We start from the raw sequence: 21,446 nt of genomic DNA, 5'->3' as shown, positions 1-21,446 counted from the left end.
AATTCAAATAATTATTAAAATGAAAACAAAGTTTAGTGGAATTCTAACGCTATTACTAGCGTTTGTTGTGCAATTAACTTTTGCACAAGAGAAGACAATTTCAGGAACGGTATCCGATGAAACGGGATTACCTTTACCTGGCACGACTGTCTTAGTAAAAGGTACATCCTCTGGTACCTCAACCGATTTCGATGGTAATTATTCAATTGACGCTAGTACAGGAGATATTCTTGTATTTAGTTTTGTTGGATACACAAGTCAAGAAATCACAGTTGGATCCTCCAATACAATTAATGTTACAATGAAAGAGGACACCGCTGTTTTAGAAGAGGTTGTTGTCACTGCTCAAGGCATTAGAAGGGAGAAAAAGGCTTTAGGGTATGCAGTAACAACTTTAAATTCTGAACAAGTAGAAAGCCGACCTGAAGCTGATATTGCAAGAGTTTTATCTGGTAAAATAGCTGGTGTAAGCGTTGTAGGAACAGGTGGTTTAGCAGGTAGTGGAACCAATATAAAAATTAGAGGCAATGTTTCTATTACAGGCGACAATCAACCTTTGTTTGTTATAAATGGAGTTCCGTTTAACACAAGTACCAATGCTGAAAGTAATGTTACTACAGGTAACGGTTCTGTATCTGCTTCCAGTAGATTTTTAGATTTAGACCCTAACAACATTGCTTCAATGAGTGTCTTAAAAGGACTAAGTGCTACAGTTCTTTATGGTGATGCCGGTAGAAATGGTGTAATATTGATCACTACCAAAACAGGTGGAGATGGAAGTGCTGATAAAGGTTTTGAAGTAAGCCTTAATCAATCTGTTTTTTTCAATGAAATTTCAAGCTTACCAGATTACACAGATGTTTATGGTCAAGGGGGTGATAACTCTGTTAACGTTGGATTTGTTGGAAACTGGGGAGGACGATTTGATGGCAATTTCACGGTTAGGCATCATTACGACTTACCTGCTTTAAATGAATCATTTCCAGAATATGCAGGTGTTACTGTTCCTTATCAAAATTTTAAAAACAATGTGAAAGATTTTTTCAGAACTGGTCTTGGACGAACAACATCTGTAAATGTATCTAAGGGAACTGAGAATGCTTCTTTTAATATAAATTTCGGCAATACAGATGAAGACGGTTACGTAAGAGGAAATAACATTAAAAGAACAAATTTTGGAGCTGGTGGTTCTGTTAAATTGAGCAATAAATTTACTATAAACGGTTCTTTCAATTTTTCAACCAGTAAATTTATTACGCCTCCGGTTTCTGCCGATAATGGTACAGGCAACTTTTCCATCTTTACTAGAACTTTATTTGTGCCAAGAAATTTTGATTTAATAGGACTTCCTTATCAAGATCCTTTTACAGGAGCTAGTGTATACTATAGAACCGATCAAGAGAACCCTCGCTGGCTAATAGACAATTCTCAAGAATCTATAAACGTAAATAGGTTTTACAATTCTATAAGTACAATGTTTGATATAAGTGAAAATCTAAAATTAACTTATCGTGTAGGTTATGACACCTACACAGAAAGACAACAATTTTATATCAACCAAGGAGGTGTAAGTGCTTTAATTGCTCGAGAGGGTTTTCTAAAAACTACATCGGCTACGAATACCATTTGGGATCACAGTTTAATTCTTAATGTTAACGATATAAACCTCGCTGAAAATCTAGGTTTAAATGCCACTCTTGGTATTAATACCAACTCTGAAGTTTATGACAAATTTGGCGTTGCCAGTACAGGGCAAGTTGTTTTTGACTTTATTGATCATAACAACTTTAAAACTCAAAGTAATCAAGATCCTCTTGGAAGTTCATTAGACTTTATTCAAAAAGAGAACACGATAGGTGTTTATAGCCAACTACAGCTAGACTACTCTAACTATTTATTTTTAACTTTAGCAGGAAGAAATGACTGGACATCTACAGTTGAAATTGATAACCGATCACTTTTTTACCCTAGTGCAGCCCTTTCGATAATTCCAACTTCTGCTATCCCTAGTTTGAAATCAGACGGATTAAATTATTTGAAGTTTAGAGTTGGTTATGGTACTTCAGCTGGTTTTCCAAGCCCATACAGAACGAGACAAACACTTGCCCTAGGTACTGCTGCATTCACTACTCGAGGAGGCCGAGTAGTAAATGTAAACTCTAGCGGTTCATTATCCAGTGGTGTTGACGTTGAATCAAATCCTAATCTTAAAGCAGAACTACATTCTGAAATTGAGGCTGGTGTAGAAGCAAAACTATTAAACAATAGAATTGATTTAGAGTTAAGTGTCTTTACAAGAGATTCGAAAGACCAAATTTTAAGCTCTACCATTCCGTTATCAACAGGTTTTGAAAGAACCACTGTTAATGCTGGTAAAATTTTAACTCAGGGAATTGAGGTTGATTTAGGCATTAGACCAATTGAAAATGATAACTTTAAATGGCTATCAAACTTTACTTTTACAGCTATGGAAAGTGAAGTTAAAGATCTTCCTGCTGGAGATGTTTTTATAGCTGGTTTTTCTAATTTAGGTAACTATGCTATAGAAGGCGAACCCCTTGGTGTTATAAAAGGCAGCTATGCATTGAGAGATGACGAAGGTAATTTACTAATCAATCCTACTACAGGTAATATTTTAGACAGTAGCGCCTTAGGCTTTGACGATGAAATAATTGGAGACCCTAACCCAGATTGGCAATTAACTACAATTAATAGCTTTTCTTTCAAGGGCTTAACTTTAACTGCCCAGGTTGAATACGTACATGGAGGCGATTTTTCATCTAATACAATAAACAACCTTTTAAGAAGGGGTGTTACGAAGTTTCAAGATAATAGAGAAGGCACTAAAGTCATCTCTGGATTTTATGCTAACCCTAACACGGGAGAAGTATTACTGGATGGGTCAGGAAACAAAATACCCAACGCCATCCAACAGGGTACTAATGAATTATGGTTCCTTAATTATGTAGACACTTCAGACAACCAAATATTTGATGGCTCTACAGTAAGATTAAGAGAGATTTCATTAACCTACGACCTACCTAAGAAATTCTTAGCTAAAACCCCGTTTGGGTCAATGTCATTTACTTTACTAGGGCAAAATTTATGGTTCTATTCTCCTAATATTCCAAAGTACACCAATTTTGATCCTGAAACATTAAGTACAGGTGTTGGTAACGGTCTTGGTCTTGACTTCCAAACTGCACCAACTTCAAAAAAGTATGGATTTAGTTTTAAGGCTACTTTTTAAATTAAAAAAAATTAGAAAATGAAAACACAGAATATAAAATTAATACCTATTTGTTTCCTTCTTCTAGCCTTAGCTATGGGATGTGAAACTACAAATTTGGATTTATTGAATAATCCTAGCGAATTAACGCCAGAAAGTGCCGATCCTGATTTACTTCTTAACAATGCACAACTGCGTTTTGTTGCAGCTATTGCTTACAATGAAGATAATGAAGACGGACTTAATGTAAGAGCCGCAGAAACTGTTAGAATGCAGCATTTATTTGGTAACTATTCTGGGCCTTTTGCCGCGTCTAATGGCTCGTTGGATGATGCTTGGAAAGATCTTTACAGAGAGACACTTCAGGACATTAACGTTCTGCTTCCCATTGCGGAAGAAAGAGATCTACAGGGTCACATTGGAATTGCCAAGGTAATTAAAGCATTTGCTTTTGTAACCCTAGTTGATATTTGGGGAGATGTTCCTTATAGCGAAGCTTTACAAGGCTCAGCTGTTATTGCTCCAAACGTTGAAGACGGTCAAGTAATATATAACGACATGCTTGTTGTTCTTGACGAAGCTATTGCTGCTCTTAATAATGCCAGTATAATGCCTGCCGATGATTTGTTTTACGCTGGTGATGCTTCAAAATGGATAACGGCTGCACGTACACTTAAATTTAAAATGTACGCGCAAATGAGATTAATCGGTAACTTTCAATCTGAAATTAACACTTTAATTAGCCAAGGCATAATAGATGATGCCAGTGAAGATTTAGAGTTTAAGTATTCTACGGTATCTAGTGCTACTGGCGAAAGCCGTCATCCTTACTATGCATTATGTTATGATTCTGATGGAGCCGACGATTTCATGAACAATTACTACATGTATCTATTAAAAGACGACAAAGGCTTTAATGATCCTAGATTACGTTATTATTTTTATCGCCAAACACCTACTGCGCCAGAAGGTGATTTCTTAGACTGTGAAGGAGATGCTGTAATAAACTTCTGTTATATTGGTGATTTCTATTGGGGAAGAGACCATGGTTACGATGCAGGTGTAGATCCCGATCAATTATTAAGAACGACTTATGGATTGTATCCTGTAGGTGGAGCTTATGACGGTGATGACTTTAAACCAGTTACTAATAATGTTGGAGCTGGTGGTGCTGGTATTTTCCCTTTTATGTTATCTTCTTATGTTAAATTTTTAATGGCTGAATCAGCATTAACAATTGGAACAACAGGAAATCCGAGAACACTCTTGGAAGAAGGTATACGTGCATCTATGGATAAAGTTGCTAATTTCCAATCAAGTGCTATAACGGCCTCTTTAAGTAATATTTTGATTCCTGATGATCCGGATACAGAAGATGTTAATGAAGAAGTAACTGTTGGTGACCGACCAGAGGAATACTTGATAACTACAGACAATGTTAATAATTATGTTGATTATGTTTTAGATGCTTACGATGCTGCTACATCTGATGAAGAGCGTTTAGATATTATTATGAAAGAATACTATATAGCGCTTTGGGGCAATGGCATTGAAGCATATAACATGTATAGAAGAACGAGTATGCCCAGTGACATGTCTGATCCTGTTATTGAAGCCGGTTCCTTTATGAGAAGTTTCTTGTATCCTGCTGCAGAATCGGCCACCAATCCTAACATTCCAGAAAAGCCAGTTACAACCAAAGTTTTCTGGGATACTAATCCTGATAATTTAAAATAAAAATATTGTATTATGAAAAAAATAGCTTTTTTAAATTATACTATTACAGCTATGGCATGTTTACTCGCTGTTTTTAGTATTACCCTTTTCTCATGTGAAGATGAAGATAAGGATATTTTTAACGTTTTCGAATTGGGAGGCTTTGTGAGATTTGAAACTCCCTTCCCAACAGTTGTGAACATAGCAAGTTTAGCTGAAGCTGCTAACATTACAGTAACTAACGTTCTTGAAGCACCCGATGGAAATGTAGCCAGCTACAGTATTGAAGCTTCTGCAATGGTTGCAGGCGAAGAATACGGCCCTGTAGCATTTGGAGAAACTGTTACCTCATTTCCTGCTAATTTAACTATTACTATGTCTGATTTAGCAAGTGCTTTAGGGTTTGACATTGCAGACGTTGGTTTTGCTGACACCTTTTCTTTTACTGGAACTGCTGTAAATGACAAGGGAATTGTTTACAAAGGCAATGACAGACAAACTTTTACTGAAGAAGACGGAGTAAAAGGAGGTAATAATAGTAGTGATCTTTTAGACGAGACAGGCTATAGAAATGCATTTGAATTTAGTTTTGCCATCCCTTGTCCTCCTAACAATAACCCGATATCTGGTGATTGGACCATAGACATGACAGATTTGTTTGGAGATGGATGGGACGGTGCATTTGTTACTGTTGAAATAGATGGATCCACAACAGACTACACAATTCCAGCCACTGACGCTGCAACACATGTGTTCAATGTTCCTTCTGGAACAGGAGTTTTACGTATTTCTTACACAAGTGGATCATGGGAAGAAGAACATGTTTACACCATTACCAACCCTGATGGAGTAGAGTTTGGACCTTTTGGGCCTGAGCCTGGAACATGTCCTGAGTACACAAGTCCATAAAAATTGGATATTAACACATAAAGAAAGGCGACTAAAAAATAGTCGCCTTTCGTGTTTTATAGACTTACTTTACCCAAATTGTTAATCTGCTAGCCCTTTAATTTTTTAAGTCAAACAAGGTTAAGCTAATTAATTCATTAATGCTATTTTCCAAAATCTCCCTTCTGTCCTTAAAATGTAAATTCCTGTTGACAAACTGCCAACAAACCTTATCTTAGTTTGATGGTTTGATTTATTAAACTCGTAATCTATAGGCAAGTTCTTTCCTTGTAAATTAAATAATTCAAACGCCATTCCTTCATCAGTGTTATTAATAAACAATTGATCGGAATTACCCACAGGGTTAGGATATGCAACCATCTCAATTTCTTTTTCGTTTTGATTATCAAAATATTTTTTTGCAAAATTAAATGTCTCTACCCCTATTTTCTCTCCTATTATTCTACCAGGAATATCATCCATTGGTGGATGGATGCCTCCCCATATTCTTGAAAGGCTACATTGATCTGACGCATCTCTATAAGTAGCCCATTGTAATATTATATCTTGACTAGGTCCTTCTTCAAAAACTAAAAACTCATTTTTATTTGCATGAAACTCTCCAAGTCCTCCCGGAAAAAATGGAGAACCTGTTAACCTAGTAAGTATTTCGGCAGCAGCTCTCGAATAAGTTGAGTGTCCAGAAACATAGCCAGCAAACGGAGGAGTAACAAATGATGGACGTTGGTACGGCCACCAATTTTCAGCAAGAATCCAACCAACACCAGCTTCATCTGTTTCTGCATCTTGAATATAACTATGACCTCTCCAAGCATATAGTTTAATCTTACCTACATTTTCACCATTATCTCCTGCCAAAGAGTCTTCTTCACCAACTACCTCAACAAATCCATCCATTAAAGGCATACCATCAATATCAAAATTATCCATATTTGTTTCAGAGCTTTGACCTTTACCTGCCATGTATCTAATAGCAGAAATAGGACGTATATAGTCATACCAACCCTTAATACCCCATGCAGCAATAGCAGCATCATGCATAGCTCCTCCCAATATAAAATAGGACTTTACTTCCCATTCAATATCACTTAAAACAGAACCGTTCCCTTCGAATTTCTTTTGAATTAATGGGTGGTCATTAATATAATTTAACAAAACAAACCAATGCCCTGGAGGGGTTTCTGAGTCGGGGCCATCAGCCCAGAATTCAGCCAGAACCCTAGTATAGTCTCCTCTAGGCACTATTTGCTCGACATAAGCTTGATTTGTGATTGGATTTAAATTGTGGCCATTACCAATATCTCCTCCTTCAATCTGGTTATAAAAATCTTTATAAGCATAAAAATCATTAGGAAAAGAACTTGATGCTATGTTACCTATAGATTTCGGAGATATATCCCACATTACACCATCATTAGGAGACAGATGAGAACTCCAAATGGAAACCAAAGAAAACCCCCACTTGTACACATTAGATAAAGAAGCATCTTCTGCATCTATAAAAGGAGGTGCTCCAGGGTCATGGTATACTCTATAACTGTTTGAATTTCGAGAATAAATACTCAAATCTTTCTGCTTCAAAGAAAAAGGAAGCGTATTACCCCATTCTGGACTCAAAAATTCTGGAACAGAATTAGTAGGAGACACTATATTCCCACTTTGATCAATATACACATCTAATGAAAGTGGTTGCCATCTATTAGGGTTAGAAATGGTTTCGTTGCCACTAACAATTGGAGCTAAAGACTCATTTACAGGAAAATAATATTCGTTGGTATACCCATTTAATTCATTCGAACCATCTTGAAGTCCATATTCAATTATTTTAGCTCCAATAAAATTGCCTAAAGCAGCAGGTTCTCCATTTGAATAGTCAATAGAATTATAATTAATATCATAACCTAGTAGCTCCATTAACTCATCTAAGCGTTTTGAAATAGTTTCCCAGTTTGGAGATTTTCTAAACCTGTGCTCTAACAACCTATAAACAGCAAAACTTAAAGTTTTATTAACTGCATCAGAAACCTGATAATCTACAGAATGTGAAAAGCCATCAAAGTCACAAATAAAACCATGTAAATCCTTACCAATTAAATAAGCTTCATTATTCTTATTATAAATGGCCCACGAATCATACATTGCGATACTTGTATGAAACAAATTTCGAGCATGAACTGTAGGTCTTGCATAATCTGTCCTTATAGCTTCCAGCAATAGTTCGTTCCATAATCTTGCTACAGAATAATTAGCATCTTCTAAACGCAAATTTATAGATAAGGGCACCTCTAAAGAAACAGCATTAGACATGCAATTATCATTCTTATTAACAACCGAAACAACACCTTTAGAGGCTATATCCCACTTAACACTAATTGTATTTGTACCTTGTCCATCAAGAATTTCTCCATTCACAACCGTCCAAAAGTATGCTTCTCTGCCAGTTAAACTATGAGTATATTTCTCTGTTCTCAGCGGAATAGAATTAGACTTTCCAAGAATAACCCCTGACTCAGCAAAAACACACGAACCATCATCAATAGTTGCATTGGGGTTAAAATTGCATGAATTAGGATTTTTACATCCATATACTGGGATAATCGTACTGCCTGTACCTTCTTTTAAAGTTAGTGATTGGTTAACATCAACGTTATAATAATAGTCTTCAATACCACTTAACCATTTTACTTTAACATAATCTACTAAAGTATCACTCCCAACTCCAAATATTTCGGATGACGAGTTTTGAGATAAATACCCTTCTCCACACAACGTATAACGGTATTGTTTTGTACCGTTTGCAGAAATCTCTATTACCGATCCTATTCCATCTCGGTTACTTACAGTTCCTTCTAACTCTATCCTTAACCAATTATTGTTAGTAACAGATTCGTTCATCCAAAGATTAATAAACTCATCATCCGTATTAGACACAATAATATCGTATAAACCATCATTATTTACATCTCCAATTGCATTTGAATGACTGGGCTTATTGTCATTAAAAAACCCTACATTTATATCACTTTGAAATTTATTATCGCCTAAATTCTCAAAAAAAACAGAGGAATTATAAACTGAAGTCCCGTTTAACGAACTACTAACGTACAAGTCTAAATCTTTATCATTTTCAGCATCCAGGAAAACTGCTCCCCAACAAACACCAAAAACTTTGGTTCCAGTGGATGGAGCTATATCGGTAAAAGTGCCATTTCCATTATTTCTTAAAAAAACATTGCCATCATCAGGAGAATTAGTTACATATATATCAAACCAACCGTCGTTATCAAAGTCATCAATGGTTACGGACATTGCGTCTATCCTTATATCTGATTTAGATTCCTGACTTTTATCAGTAAACGTACCATCGCCGTTATTCTTGTATAAAATATTAGGATTAAAAATCCTATCATTAGATATATAAATATCTTGCCAACCGTCGTTATTATAATCTAAAAAAGCTGCACAAAAAGACAAATGCCCTAAAGAACTTATACCAGCAGATTCACTTACATTAGTAAATGTGTTATCACCATTATTTTTATAAAGAAAATTTGGAATTGCTTTATTAGAATCAAAACTACAAATAAAAACATCTAAGTAACCATCATTGTTATAATCCCCCCAAGATGCTCCATAAGTGAATATATTTTGCTCGGGCAAACCTGAAAAATTCGTAATGTCAATAAAGTTTAAATTGCCATCATTTACAAATAATCTATTTCCATTCGTATCACTCGTAACATATAAATCTTTATCTCCGTCGTTATCTATATCTACCCAATTAACTTGTTTAGTTTGATAGTTTAATTCAGAAATATTAAGATGTTCTTCAATAAAACCATTGCTACCCGTATTTTTAAAAAACCGTATGTTTTGTCCATCTTCAGTTGCAAAGGTTAAATCATCATAGCCATCTTTGTTATAATCATAAAAGGACACTCCATTACCTAGATAAGTTGTTCCACAAGATATACCCAAACCTGAGCTTTCTGCCCTATCTATAAAATTAATCTGGCCATTTACGACATTGATTACTAAAATTGCTAATAATAAAATAAAATATTTAGTGTTTTTTTTCAATAACATGTAGATTAACTTTTCTATAAATTTACAAAAAATAATAGACCCTCTTTTGGGTTAAAAAATAGAAAATGTCCATTGAACTAATTATCGCTTTAGATAATTTAAATTTTATAATGGTAACTTTTATATCTTTACCCCATGCAAGATCAAACACAAATTTTTGGTATTCGTGCCATTATAGAAGCCATAAATGCAGGCGAAACAATAGACAAAGTATTTCTTCAAAAAGGGTTACAAGGTGAGCTGTTTAAAGAGTTGGAATCGCTTATTAACAGAAATAGTATTAATAAATCTTATGTTCCTGTTGAAAAACTCAATCGCTTAACTAAAAAGAACCACCAAGGAGCAGTTGCACAAATATCCCCTATCGCTTTTCATAACTTAGAGACATTGGTTTTGAACGTTATGGAGTCTGGGAAAACGCCTTTGTTCCTGCTATTAGATCAACTAAGTGATGTTCGCAATTTTGGTGCTATTATTAGAACTGCCGAATGCACAGGGGTAGACGGCATTATTATCCAGAAAAAAGGCGGTGCTCCCGTTAATGGCGATACCATTAAAACCAGTGCCGGTGCAGTGTTTAAAGTACCTATTTGCAAAGTAGACCATATAAAAGACGCTGTATTCTACATGCAAGCATCGGGCATCAAAGTAATTGCTGCCACCGAAAAAACGAATAATACGCTTTTCGATGTATCTTTTAAAGAACCTTGCGCCATCATTATGGGGTCCGAAGCCAGAGGTATTAATCCGTCTATTTTAAAAGTAGTAGATGCTAAAGCCAAACTTCCACTACTGGGTGAGATAGAGTCGCTTAATGTTTCGGTAGCATGTGGAGCATTTTTATATGAAGCTGTACGTCAACGTTTAGACTAGGCTAAATTGTCTTTCTTTGAAGTATAGGATAACCGTCTTTCTTTACTCTTTATTTTCTTTATCTATCTTAAATGTGTAATTCACAATTGTTTGGTTCTCCTCTACCCCTACTTCATCAATTGTTTCAATAAAGTTACCATCTGCATCGAAATGCTTCAAAAAAGGATCGTCCTCTTCATTATAGTCTTCATGTTCCCAATCAAACTTCTTAGGTTTAGCTATTTCTTTTCTGAAAATTAGCGCAAATAACAATCCTGTAATCATCCCTGACAAATGTCCTTCCCAAGAGATTCCTTCTTCAACAGGCATAGTATACCATATCATGCTACCATATAGAAAAACAACCAACAAGGATAAAGCTATTAACCTGTAATGTTTAGCAAAAACGCCTTTAAAAAACGTAAAACTTACCAATATATAAATCAGTCCGCTTGCTCCAATATGATAAGAAGGTCTTCCTATGCACCATGTTAAAAATCCAGATATCAAAATACCATAAAGAATAATTTTCCAAGCAATATGCCTATAAAAATAAAACAAGGCCATAGAGAGTACAAAAAGAGGTATTGTATTATGATAAATATGGCTGATGTCTCCATGGATAAATGGACTCAAGATAATGCCACGTAGTCCTTTAGCGGACAATGGATATATACCATACTTACTAAAATTAAAACCGAAGCGTACCTCAAACCAAAACACAATCCAAATAATAAGTATGAAAAGTACTGGGTATACAACTACGCCTGTAGAAAATTTAAAATGTTCTCTTTTTTCCATAACATAAAGATATCAAATTATAATCCATAGTTTATTTTGATGTTATATTGTCACATTTAAACTTTTTGAATATCCGCTATTAGTAATGATTTACGCATTGTTTCATTCAGAACAGAGCTCACATAAATCAATAACACTTTGAATATCAAATACATCACTCCTTTCGCCGGAATCTCCAAACACTGTTTTTTTGCATCATGACACATAACAGATATTCATTTTAAGCTTAAATTCTTTTTTAAGATTCCTTATCATCACTGTAATAAATAGTTTAATTTTACATTATGAATGAACCTTTAGCAGAACGTTTAAGACCCAAAACATTAACAGATTATGTAAGTCAAACACATTTGGTTGGGGCAAATGGTTCATTAACACAACACATTAAACAGGGTCTAATTCCATCTATGTTATTTTGGGGTCCACCCGGCACTGGAAAAACTACACTTGCCAATATTATAGCAGCAGAATCTGGTCGACCATTTTACACCCTAAGTGCCATAAATTCGGGCGTTAAAGATGTTCGTGATGTTATTGACAAAGCCAAACAAAGTGGAGGATTATTTACTACTAAAAATCCCATCTTATTTATTGATGAGATTCATAGGTTCAGTAAATCACAACAAGATTCTTTGTTACAAGCCGTAGAAAAAGGTTGGATTACACTTATTGGGGCTACTACCGAAAATCCAAGTTTTGAAGTAATTCCTGCTCTTTTATCACGCTGCCAGGTTTATATTCTGAATGCCTTTGATAAGACTGATTTAGAAACTCTTTTAGAACGTGCCATCGAAAAAGATGAATATCTTTCTAAAAAGAATATAATATTAAAAGAAACAAATGCTTTATTAAGAATTTCAGGTGGTGATGGCAGAAAACTACTTAATGTATTTGAACTTATTGTCAATGCCCTCGGTAGCGATGATATTGTTATAACTGACGACATGGTTCTAGATAAGGTCCAAAACAATACGGTACGCTACGATAAAACGGGAGAACAGCATTACGATATTATATCTGCTTTTATTAAATCGATACGAGGAAGCGATCCCAATGCTGCTGTGTATTGGTTAGCACGCATGGTTGAAGGGGGTGAAGATGTTAAATTTATAGCACGCCGATTACTTATCTTAGCCAGTGAAGACATAGGTAACGCTAACCCAACTGCCTTGGTAATTGCAAACAATACCTTTCAAGCTGTATCTGCTATTGGCTATCCTGAATCCAGAATAGTACTTAGCCAATGTGCTACGTATTTGGCTTGTTCCCCTAAGAGCAATGCAGCATACAAAGCTATAAATACAGCGCAGCAATTGGTAAGACAAACTGGAGACTTATCGGTTCCTTTAGAAATTAGAAATGCACCAACAAAATTGATGAAAGAATTAGGTTATGGCGAAAATTATAAATATGCCCATAACTATGACCTAAATTTTGCCAATCAAGAGTTTTTACCCGAGAACATAAAAAACACTAAACTTTACGACCCAGGCAACAATGCTCGTGAAAATGCCCATCGTGAATTTTTGAAACAGCGTTGGAAAGACAAGTATGGATATTAACCGTTTGCCTTCAATAGCTCACTAAAACTTAATATTGAGTTCTTCCATCTTTAAAGCACTGTTAGCATAGTATTCCAGAACCCATAGGTTTCCCTTTTTATAAACAATGGCTTGTTTGTTTTCAACCAAAAATGTATTTTCTAGTCCAGTTTTCAAAATCCTGTAAATCACTTTAGGTGTGCTGTCCACTAATTGAAATCCATTTTCAATAACTTGTGCATATAATACACCGCCAGACACACTTTCTTTTACATTAGATTCTTCACTTTTAACCGTTTTAACAGGAACCACAGCTACTTTTGTTTCCTTAACTTCAGCTTGTTTCTCTCTTTTTAAGGATGCTATTTCTTCTTTTAATGTTGCTATCTCTTTTGATACTTCTGCTTTGGTTTCAACCGCTTGTACAGCCACAACATTCGTTTTCTTTGGCTGGTATTCATAATTAAGTGTTTCTAAGGATTTAAAAGCCTCCCTTAACGCTTCATTATAAGCCTTTGCATACTCTTTTTCTCTACTTTCCCCTATTTCGGATGTATAAACAACACGATCATTACAATCTTTCAATTCTACGGTTAACTTCGTTTTAAAAAGTCCAGAATCCTTTATCACATCCGATTTTAAGGTCAAACACCTATTAAGTACCATATCTTCTGGGTATCCATCTCCCTCCATTAGTGCATTAAAACCATATTTCCTAAATAAAAATTGAGCCAATGCATTTAATTGATATTGATTCTTTTCTTTTAAGAAATCAAATTTATTTGGCACTATCACATATTTGTAATCATTTAAATTTACTTGAGAGAATGTGCTTGAAACCATGAAAAGTGTTATTAACACCAAAAAAAATCTAGTCTTCATTTTTATTAAATATATAGTTAAACCCTAACTGTAAAGATACACTTTGTGCATCATATATGTTTTTATATTGTATAAAATTATCTGCCATAAGATAAAAATTAACTGCACCAATATGTACTGAAAGCCCCAAGCCTACGTTATTAAACGAATAGGAGTCTATGGTATATGTTGCCTTAGCTCGCAACCCTTTAAACAACCTCCTGTAATAGTATGCGGTTAGAGCCATTTGCGGCTGTTTAGGTCTGTTTATCGCATACAACTGTACCCCTACAGCATTAAGATATCCAACATCTTCTTTTAAACAGTTACATTCCTCACTTCTTTTTTCTCCAAATGCATAATTTAGGGAAGCATTCATTTTTATAGGTCTCCAGGTTATGTATTTTTTAGCGGTAGTATCTACATTAAATAACGCTTCGAACTCATCTTCAATTTCATTCCAGTATTCCTCTGCCGTTTGTCCGGATCCGGTTTCTGGAAAAATAGGATTGGCGCCTTCAAATGCATAGCTACCCGCTATTTTATAGTTTTCAACATCTTTACTATGACTTATAAAACCAATATCTAACAGACTTCCATCTACAGTCCATTGTTTTGACAATTTATGGGAAAAACCTATATCAAACCCCAAGCCAAGATCACCTCCAAACAGTGCTCGCTTTTTTAATGCTCTAGCTACTGCATCCGAATCTGCATCATCATCTGTTAAACTCGACAGCCCCGACGTTCTAAGTTCCAAATCCAAATTAAATATATGGTTATAAAAATTGTTCTCACCATATTCAGTAACAAAATAGCCTTTGTTTTTAGTGGTCGCTATATTAAGTATGTTTGAATATATTTTACCCCTAACACCAAATGAAAATGCTCTATTTACTTTTTTATTGTACCCCACATGTAATACAGAAATAACTTCTGCACTAGCACTGGCATGACCAGCATTAAAACGCCTGTTAATATTATTTTGATTGCCTTCGTAAGCCAGAATAGCATAATCTTTTGGGAAATAGGTTATAAAATCAAACTCTTGATACATACCAAAACTTATGTACTTGTTTTTATTATAACTAGTTCCATAAGCAAAACCCCCAGAGAAAATTTCTAATTGTTGATTAGCACTAAAAAAATCGTTAGACCTCATACTGTATATAGCGTTACGGAGCTTAGTATTAAAATCTACGCCATCATCAGCAAAAACATCATAAACAGTACTTCCCGATATTCCTACACTAGTATGAATATGGGACAACAATGGAATACCAAAGTACCAATTGTTCTTTACCTCACCTCCAGGATTAAGCATGAGCGCTTGTGGTATTTCTGAAAACCCATAAAGTACTTGCTTATTTTGAGAAAAGGTAAATCCCGTTATACATAAAAACAACCAAATTGCCTTTCTCATATAGAATTGTCTATTTTTAAATAAAAAACACCCTTTGATTTCAGGCCTATCCTACCAGGTGTATTTTCATTGATGGGACTACCAGATCGTGTTCTTAATGTTAATACTAATTTGGTTGTTTGCTTTAAAGCTATCAAACTGTTTCCTTCAAAAACCTCAGTATGCTGTGAGACTATTTCTTCATTATTTGGAGAGGGCTCTACAGACACGGAAAAAGTATGCCTTAGCTGATTTGCTGCATCAAAAAAATCGACTTGTACATCAAGTCCTCTATTTATTGAATTGGTCATTTCCAATACAAGCTCGGCCTTTATTAAGTTATCGATTGCAAACTGATTATTAAAAACATCAATACTAACCGAATCTTGAATAACGGCGACCTCATAACCATCTATATAAAACCTGCTTGCTGGTTCATTTAAGTGCACCAAACTGGATTCCAATACCGGAAAAATTTCAAAATCGTCAATCTGGTCAAAATCCACATCTTTGGTACACGAACAAATAGCAAAGATGAAAATGACACTTAGAATGGTATACTTAAAAATTTGCTTTAACATGCCTAAACTTAAACGTAAAGATTTTCAAAATTGTACATTTTACAAATATTTTTTTAAATGGATGAGATTATCAATCTGTTTTATCTCAACATTCTTTTTTTGGTTCTTTGGATCGAAATAGATCACATCCATGCCAACATTCATGGCTCCCTCTATATCGGCTTCAAAACCATCGCCAATCATAATACTTTGTGCAACATTAGCATTAGCGGCCTTTAAAGCAAACTCAAAAATTTTAGGATTTGGCTTTTTAACACTCGCCATTTCTGCATTGGTAACGGTCTTAAAATAATGACTAATATTGGCATTCCTTAATTTTTTATGTTGTATGTCGCTTGCGCCATTACTTATTATATGCAATCTGTATTTAATACTTAGATAATCCAGAATAAGAATGGTATTCTTAAACAAATGGTTATATGTTGTAAGATGTACTATATAATCTATGGAAATTTGATATACCAAAGCTTCATCTATGGAAAAACCTATAGCTTTAAACGTATCGTTTAAACGCCCTATCCGTAGAGTTTCATGGTCTATTTTTTCATCTCTATAGCGTTTCCAATATTGTGCGTTAATAACTATATAATGCGCTAAAAATGTGCTCAAGTCTATAGGTAATTCACGCAACTTAAAAATCTTTTTAAATGCCAACGCCGAGTTCTTATCAAAATCCCATAAGGTATGATCAAGATCAAAAAAAACATCTGTAATACCCTTAAGCTTCATTTACCGAATCTAAAATAATATTAAACAATTCTTTAAAACCTTTCCAACGATTCGCATCACTAAAAGTGTAATTATGAAATACTGGCACAAACTCACCATCAACCTTTTTTATTTCACTAATCAACTCATTCACCACCTTCTTCTTATCTAGCAATGATTGCGTTTTTAACAAACTGTAATCCATAAGATGGTATGAATTAATCTTTAAGGGTGTTTGTACTTCATAATCCAAATCGTAAAACAAAAAGGGAGTACATGAACCTGCTCGGAATCCAACATAATTTACATAGCCCATAGTATAATCCTCTTGGATTTCCAATTCAATAAGGTTTCTATAGGACTCTGGTAAATTAAGCTTTGAAAACGATTGTCTAGAAGCTCTAAGCGAAGTATTTAAAATAGCTTCCATGCGTCGTTTTTCTTTTTTTAAAACTGCTATGTCTTCAATTGCAAAAAAAGATGTCTTTAAACCAACACTGCAATAATCGGCTACATGTTTTATAAGTGAAATAAAATGTTTTTTGTTTGCATTTATTCCCTTATCGTAAGTAGAATAATCGCCAATTAAAAAAAAGAACAAAAACTTATAGTGGCTCTGTTTTTGCTTGTTAATAATATACCTAAACGTATCATAGGGATCGTGTTTTAGACCAAATAATACCATATATCGGGTATAAAGTCTTTTAAACTTGAACTCAAATAAATCTTTTAAAGTCCCCCCCAACGTACGCATAATTCCCTTGAGCTTAAAATTATAGGCACTGGGAACATCTATAATTGGTTTTATAGAATACTTCCTTACTGGAAACTCAAATTCTGGATATTGTTGCTGCAAGGCTACTTTAAACTTATATGCCCATATATCTACTACTGGTTGATGTAAAAAGCCATATTTATACGCTATACTTTCGGTTGCAACAAAACGGCCATAATCATCTTTAACCTGTGGCAAATACTCTTCGTATCTTGACAACAAATAAAAGGCTGCTGCAAAAATATCAAATGGCATAGAACTCTTTTCCCCATTAAAGAAAAAGCACTTGGTATCTTCCCAATCATGAATATGGATATCGACATCCGACAAACCTTGTTCAAACAAAATATCATGACTCTTTATAAAAAATTCGCTGCCTAGCGACTGTTTGGTGTAAGACATTTTTAAGCTGTCATGGGCAATAAACGCCTCTATCTTGGTTGTAAAAGAAACCTCAATACCCAATACTCTGGTACAAATATGCTTAAAAACATATTTTATTCTCGGTGTAATATGGTGCGTATAAACTAAGAGCATATAAAGTAAAAAATCAATCTTTAAATTTCAAATCACCAATATGGAATTTGACACTTTTCACAATAGTGATTCATCGGCGAAACTAAAATATGCTTTTTCTGTAACAATTAAGTGATCCAATACTTTTATATCCAAACTTTGTGCTGCTGTTTTCAATTTTGTGGTCAATTGCTTATCGGCAACACTGGGATTTAGCGCACCAGACGGGTGATTATGCACTAAAATAAGGCTAGTTGCCCCTAGCATTAAAGCATTTTTTAGAACTAAACGGACATCTACCAAGGTACCAGTTATACCGCCTTTACTTAATTGGTATTTTTGAATAACTCTATTTGAATTGTTCAAATATATAATCCAAAATTCTTCATGTTGCAATTCGCCTACTAAAGGTTGCATTAGCTCAAAAACAGATAAACTTGAACTTATTTTTTTCTTTTTCAAGGCTTCTTCTCCCCTGCGCCTGCGTCCTAACTCTAAAGCTGCAGCAATAGCAATGGCTTTGGCTTCGCCAATACCTTTAAACGCCATTAATTGCTCAACAGACAACTTACCCAACTCACTTAGGTTATTACTAGCATTAGCAAGTATACGTTTTGCTAAGGCAACCGCGCTCTCTTCCTTATTTCCTGAGCCGATTAATATAGCAACCAGCTCGGCATCACTTAATGTTCCTCTTCCTTTATTGAGTAGTTTTTCACGAGGCCGGTCGTCTAACGACCAATTTTTTATACTAAAAGATGAAGATTTTTCATACATTTTATAAATATAAATATTGTAAATTTATCAGGCAATTTAAATCGAAAAGAATTTCTAGATCTTAATTCGTTTTAGAGATTCTTAGATTTATTCATTGGTTAAAAATTTTCTGAAATGTTTATTTATGAAATCTTTATATGAAACACAAGTACACCAAGATATTTTAAGTCGTATTGAAGCATTAACCGAAAACTCACAGCCGCTATGGGGAAAGATGAATGTTGCACAAATGTTAGCGCATTGCTTGGGACCATTAAACGTTACTTTAGGTAAACAAAACCTTAAAAAGCCTAATTTTATCATGAAGATTTTGTTTTCATTTTATAAGGCATCTCTTTATAATGACAAACCTTGGAAACATAATTTACCAACTTCTAGAGAATATAGGATTGTTGACAAAAGGAATTTTTTAGAAGAGAAAAACAAACTAATCGAACTAATCAATGCCTTTTATGCTAAAAAAGACGATCCCAATTGGCCATCGCATCCTATTTGTGGAGATTTTACCCATGAGCAACGGGGACAAATGCAATACAAACATCTGGATCATCATTTAAGGCAATTTGGCGTTTAAGCCAAAGAGAAAACACAATCTTTAACTATAGCATTAAACTCATTACTACAAAACTATTTTTAACTTATGCACATAGCATCTACCAATATCGCAATTCCCCAGACATTTGTATGGCAAGGTAAGGAAGTAACTTCTGGTATTTTTAAAACTCCCATTGACTCCCCTATATTTTTAGGCAAAGAAGGTGTTAATAATGATTTTGTATGCGATACTAAAGTACATGGTGGCTATTACAAGGCGTGCTATCTATTCTCTTCAGATCATTACCCTTACTGGAAAGGACTTTACCCTAACTTAAATTGGAACTGGGGTATGTTTGGCGAAAACTTAACGGTTGTAGGACTTGATGAAACTAAAATTCATGTTGGTGATATTTATAAAATGGGCAATGCCCTAGTTCAGGTTTCACAACCCAGGGAACCTTGTTTTAAGTTGGGAGCTAAATTTGGTTCCCAAGAAATTTTAAAACAATTCATAGCACATGGACGCCCTGGAACCTATGTAAGTATATTAGAGGAAGGCCATGTAAACACTGGCGATTCGATAACCTTAGTGGAACGTATGAAAAAAAGTCTTTCTGTAGCCCAGTTATTTCACCTATTCTTTTCTAAAAGAAAAGATAAGACTCTTATAGAAATAGCGATGTCAAATAAAGCTTTACCTCAACATAAAAGAGACAAATTAAAAAGCTTTTTATTTAATTAGCTCTTTTACTTCTTCAAAATCCAATCCGCCATAATTCCCAGAACTCATTAGCAACAAAGCCTTATTCTCAAAATTTTGAGAGAACAAATAGTTTTTAAATTCGTTAGGATCAGTATAAATAACCAAGCCTTTGCGACCAAAAGCTTGCGCAATCTGCTCATGTGTAACGGCATCAAGTTTTTTAATTTCAACGGCATGAGGTGAATAAAATACCACAGCCTCATCTGCTGCATTCAATGTGTTCTTGTATTCCTTTAGAAAAGTTGCCGTTAAACTACTATAAGTATGCAATTCTAAACAGGCTATCAATTTCTTATTTGGGTATTGTTCTTTTAACGCTCCTGTGGTTGCTTGTACCTTACTAGGTGAATGTGCAAAATCCTTATAGGCAACACTACTATTACTTTCTGCTATTTTCTCTAAACGCTTGCTCGCTCCTTTAAATGTAGCAATGGCTTCATAAAAATCATCTTCATCAACCCCCATATGCTGACAAATCCATTTGGCTCCGGCCAAATTATTAAGATTGTGCCTACCAAAAACGTCAATAGGCATAGCACCCTCTGGTGTTTCCAACAGTGTTTCACCATTCTCAACTGTATATTCTGGTGTAAAATATGGTATTTTTCTAATTGGATTTTCACTTGAGGTTACCACGTTAACTACTTCGGGATCTTCTTCATTATAGTTAATACTCCCGCCTTTAACAATGCTATCGACAAAAATCTTAAATTGCTCTACATAATCTTCAAATGTTGGAAATACATTAATATGATCCCAGGCAATACCACTTAACAACGCAATATTAGGCTTATACAAATGAAACTTGGGACGCCTATCAATAGGGGAACTTAAATATTCGTCTCCTTCCAATACAATAAAATCATTATCCTCGGTAAGCTTTACCATCACATCAAAACCTTCCAACTGCGCCCCTACCATATAATCGACTTCTATATCATGATAGTTCATTACATGTAAAATCATGGAAGTTATAGTGGTTTTTCCATGGCTTCCCCCAATAACTACCCGCGTTTTATTTTTAGCTTGCTCATACAAAAACTCTGGATAACTATAAATCTTAACTCCCAATTCCTGAGCCTTTAACAATTCAGGATTATCGGCTTTGGCATGCATCCCCAAAACAATAGCATCAAGATTTACTGAAATCTTTTCAGGAAACCAACCAAAGGTTTCCGGTAACAATCCTTTTGCTTCCAATCTTGACTTTGATGGCTCAAAAATCGTATCGTCGCTTCCTGTTACGTTGTATCCTTTATTATGTAATGCCAAAGCTAAATTATGCATTGCTGCTCCACCTATAGCTATAAAATGTACGTTCATGTATTGTTTTTTGAAGAAAAACCAAATATACTTTTTTCACAAATAATACACGAATGTTTTTGGACTATT

General features: G+C 34.7%; 16 protein-coding genes. 7 read left to right on the top strand and 9 right to left on the bottom strand.

What is annotated here, in order from left to right; all coding sequences use genetic code 11:
• Positions 1–19 precede the first annotated feature (19 nt).
• The 3 genes from ABD792_RS07475 to ABD792_RS07465 are packed head-to-tail and all read left to right on the top strand — an operon-like array spanning position 20 to position 5,854.
• A complete protein-coding gene (locus tag ABD792_RS07475; RefSeq protein WP_345005261.1) occupies positions 20–3,250 on the top strand; it encodes a SusC/RagA family TonB-linked outer membrane protein in 3,231 nt (1,076 codons plus the stop codon).
• A gap of 18 nt (positions 3,251–3,268) precedes the next feature.
• Positions 3,269–4,966, top strand: coding sequence for a SusD/RagB family nutrient-binding outer membrane lipoprotein (locus ABD792_RS07470; protein WP_345005260.1), 1,698 nt, complete (start codon positions 3,269–3,271; stop codon positions 4,964–4,966).
• Between the two features lie 12 nt (positions 4,967–4,978).
• A complete protein-coding gene (locus ABD792_RS07465) occupies positions 4,979–5,854 on the top strand; it encodes a hypothetical protein (protein ID WP_345005259.1) in 876 nt (291 codons plus the stop codon).
• 129 nt (positions 5,855–5,983) lie between these two features.
• On the opposite strand, the gene ABD792_RS07460 is transcribed toward ABD792_RS07465, so the two are convergent.
• Positions 5,984–9,934 (bottom strand): FG-GAP-like repeat-containing protein, encoded by a 3,951-nt coding sequence (locus ABD792_RS07460; RefSeq protein WP_345005258.1) that lies wholly within the window; start codon positions 9,932–9,934, stop codon positions 5,984–5,986.
• Between the two features lie 141 nt (positions 9,935–10,075).
• Between ABD792_RS07460 and rlmB the strand changes: the two genes are divergently transcribed.
• Positions 10,076–10,813: a 23S rRNA (guanosine(2251)-2'-O)-methyltransferase RlmB gene (gene rlmB / locus ABD792_RS07455; RefSeq protein ID WP_345005257.1), complete on the top strand. Its 738-nt coding sequence runs from the start codon at positions 10,076–10,078 to the stop codon at positions 10,811–10,813.
• Between the two features lie 42 nt (positions 10,814–10,855).
• Here rlmB and ABD792_RS07450 read toward each other — a convergent pair whose 3' ends face one another.
• Positions 10,856–11,593, bottom strand: a complete 738-nt coding sequence (locus ABD792_RS07450) for a rhomboid family intramembrane serine protease (protein ID WP_345005256.1) — start codon at positions 11,591–11,593, stop codon at positions 10,856–10,858.
• Between the two features lie 284 nt (positions 11,594–11,877).
• Here ABD792_RS07450 and ABD792_RS07445 point away from each other — a divergent pair, with 284 nt between their 5' ends.
• On the top strand, positions 11,878–13,155 hold the full coding sequence (locus ABD792_RS07445; protein ID WP_345005255.1) for a replication-associated recombination protein A: 1,278 nt from the start codon (positions 11,878–11,880) through the stop codon (positions 13,153–13,155).
• A gap of 21 nt (positions 13,156–13,176) precedes the next feature.
• Here the strand turns inward: ABD792_RS07445 and ABD792_RS07440 are convergent, their stop codons facing one another.
• The 6 genes from ABD792_RS07440 to radC are packed head-to-tail and all read right to left on the bottom strand — an operon-like array spanning position 13,177 to position 18,754.
• Positions 13,177–14,016 (bottom strand): protein kinase family protein, encoded by an 840-nt coding sequence (locus tag ABD792_RS07440; protein ID WP_345005254.1) that lies wholly within the window; start codon positions 14,014–14,016, stop codon positions 13,177–13,179.
• The gene (locus tag ABD792_RS07435) at positions 14,006–15,418 is read right to left on the bottom strand and encodes a DUF5723 family protein (RefSeq protein WP_345005253.1); all 1,413 of its coding nucleotides are present in this window, start codon (positions 15,416–15,418) and stop codon (positions 14,006–14,008) included. The genes ABD792_RS07440 and ABD792_RS07435 overlap by 11 nt, the downstream gene beginning before the upstream one ends.
• Positions 15,415–15,978, bottom strand: a complete 564-nt coding sequence (locus ABD792_RS07430; RefSeq protein ID WP_345005252.1) for a hypothetical protein — start codon at positions 15,976–15,978, stop codon at positions 15,415–15,417. Before ABD792_RS07430 ends, ABD792_RS07435 begins: the two co-directional genes overlap by 4 nt.
• Before the next feature lie 39 nt (positions 15,979–16,017).
• Positions 16,018–16,707 (bottom strand): YjjG family noncanonical pyrimidine nucleotidase, encoded by a 690-nt coding sequence (locus ABD792_RS07425; protein ID WP_345005250.1) that lies wholly within the window; start codon positions 16,705–16,707, stop codon positions 16,018–16,020.
• Complete coding sequence (locus ABD792_RS07420) at positions 16,697–17,998, bottom strand: polysaccharide deacetylase family protein (RefSeq protein ID WP_345005249.1); 1,302 nt, start codon at positions 17,996–17,998, stop codon at positions 16,697–16,699. The genes ABD792_RS07425 and ABD792_RS07420 overlap by 11 nt, the downstream gene beginning before the upstream one ends.
• Positions 17,999–18,055: 57 nt before the next feature.
• Positions 18,056–18,754 carry a RadC family protein gene (gene radC / locus ABD792_RS07415; protein ID WP_345005248.1) on the bottom strand — a complete coding sequence of 233 codons (699 nt, stop codon included), beginning with the start codon at positions 18,752–18,754 and terminating at the stop codon, positions 18,056–18,058.
• Positions 18,755–18,878: 124 nt separating this feature from the next.
• Here radC and ABD792_RS07410 point away from each other — a divergent pair, with 124 nt between their 5' ends.
• Both ABD792_RS07410 and ABD792_RS07405 read left to right on the top strand, forming a co-directional pair.
• Positions 18,879–19,328, top strand: coding sequence for a DUF1569 domain-containing protein (locus ABD792_RS07410; RefSeq protein WP_345005247.1), 450 nt, complete (start codon positions 18,879–18,881; stop codon positions 19,326–19,328).
• Positions 19,329–19,394: 66 nt separating this feature from the next.
• On the top strand, positions 19,395–20,033 hold the full coding sequence (locus ABD792_RS07405) for an MOSC domain-containing protein (RefSeq protein ID WP_345005246.1): 639 nt from the start codon (positions 19,395–19,397) through the stop codon (positions 20,031–20,033).
• Here ABD792_RS07405 and ABD792_RS07400 read toward each other — a convergent pair.
• Positions 20,022–21,377, bottom strand: a complete 1,356-nt coding sequence (locus ABD792_RS07400) for a UDP-N-acetylmuramate--L-alanine ligase (RefSeq protein ID WP_345005245.1) — start codon at positions 21,375–21,377, stop codon at positions 20,022–20,024. The genes ABD792_RS07405 and ABD792_RS07400 overlap by 12 nt on opposite strands.
• Between the last annotated feature and the right edge of the window lie 69 nt (positions 21,378–21,446).

Source organism: Snuella lapsa, assembly GCF_039539345.1.
Classification (GTDB): Bacteria; Bacteroidota; Bacteroidia; order Flavobacteriales; family Flavobacteriaceae; genus Snuella; species Snuella lapsa.
This window is presented reverse-complemented; position numbering and strand designations above follow the sequence as displayed.

Excerpts from the sequence above, each read along its gene's own strand:
- ABD792_RS07475 (WP_345005261.1), top strand. The coding sequence starts at position 20 with ATGAAAACAAAGTTTAGTGGAATTCTAACGCTATTACTAGCGTTTGTT.
- ABD792_RS07470 (WP_345005260.1), top strand. The coding sequence starts at position 3,269 with ATGAAAACACAGAATATAAAATTAATACCTATTTGTTTCCTTCTTCTA.
- ABD792_RS07465 (WP_345005259.1), top strand. The coding sequence starts at position 4,979 with ATGAAAAAAATAGCTTTTTTAAATTATACTATTACAGCTATGGCATGT.
- rlmB (WP_345005257.1), top strand. The coding sequence starts at position 10,076 with ATGCAAGATCAAACACAAATTTTTGGTATTCGTGCCATTATAGAAGCC.
- ABD792_RS07450 (WP_345005256.1), bottom strand. The coding sequence starts at position 11,593 with ATGGAAAAAAGAGAACATTTTAAATTTTCTACAGGCGTAGTTGTATAC.
- ABD792_RS07445 (WP_345005255.1), top strand. The coding sequence starts at position 11,878 with ATGAATGAACCTTTAGCAGAACGTTTAAGACCCAAAACATTAACAGAT.
- ABD792_RS07440 (WP_345005254.1), bottom strand. The coding sequence starts at position 14,016 with ATGAAGACTAGATTTTTTTTGGTGTTAATAACACTTTTCATGGTTTCA.
- ABD792_RS07435 (WP_345005253.1), bottom strand. The coding sequence starts at position 15,418 with ATGAGAAAGGCAATTTGGTTGTTTTTATGTATAACGGGATTTACCTTT.
- ABD792_RS07430 (WP_345005252.1), bottom strand. The coding sequence starts at position 15,978 with ATGTTAAAGCAAATTTTTAAGTATACCATTCTAAGTGTCATTTTCATC.
- ABD792_RS07425 (WP_345005250.1), bottom strand. The coding sequence starts at position 16,707 with ATGAAGCTTAAGGGTATTACAGATGTTTTTTTTGATCTTGATCATACC.
- ABD792_RS07420 (WP_345005249.1), bottom strand. The coding sequence starts at position 17,998 with ATGCTCTTAGTTTATACGCACCATATTACACCGAGAATAAAATATGTT.
- radC (WP_345005248.1), bottom strand. The coding sequence starts at position 18,754 with ATGTATGAAAAATCTTCATCTTTTAGTATAAAAAATTGGTCGTTAGAC.
- ABD792_RS07410 (WP_345005247.1), top strand. The coding sequence starts at position 18,879 with ATGAAATCTTTATATGAAACACAAGTACACCAAGATATTTTAAGTCGT.
- ABD792_RS07405 (WP_345005246.1), top strand. The coding sequence starts at position 19,395 with ATGCACATAGCATCTACCAATATCGCAATTCCCCAGACATTTGTATGG.
- ABD792_RS07400 (WP_345005245.1), bottom strand. The coding sequence starts at position 21,377 with ATGAACGTACATTTTATAGCTATAGGTGGAGCAGCAATGCATAATTTA.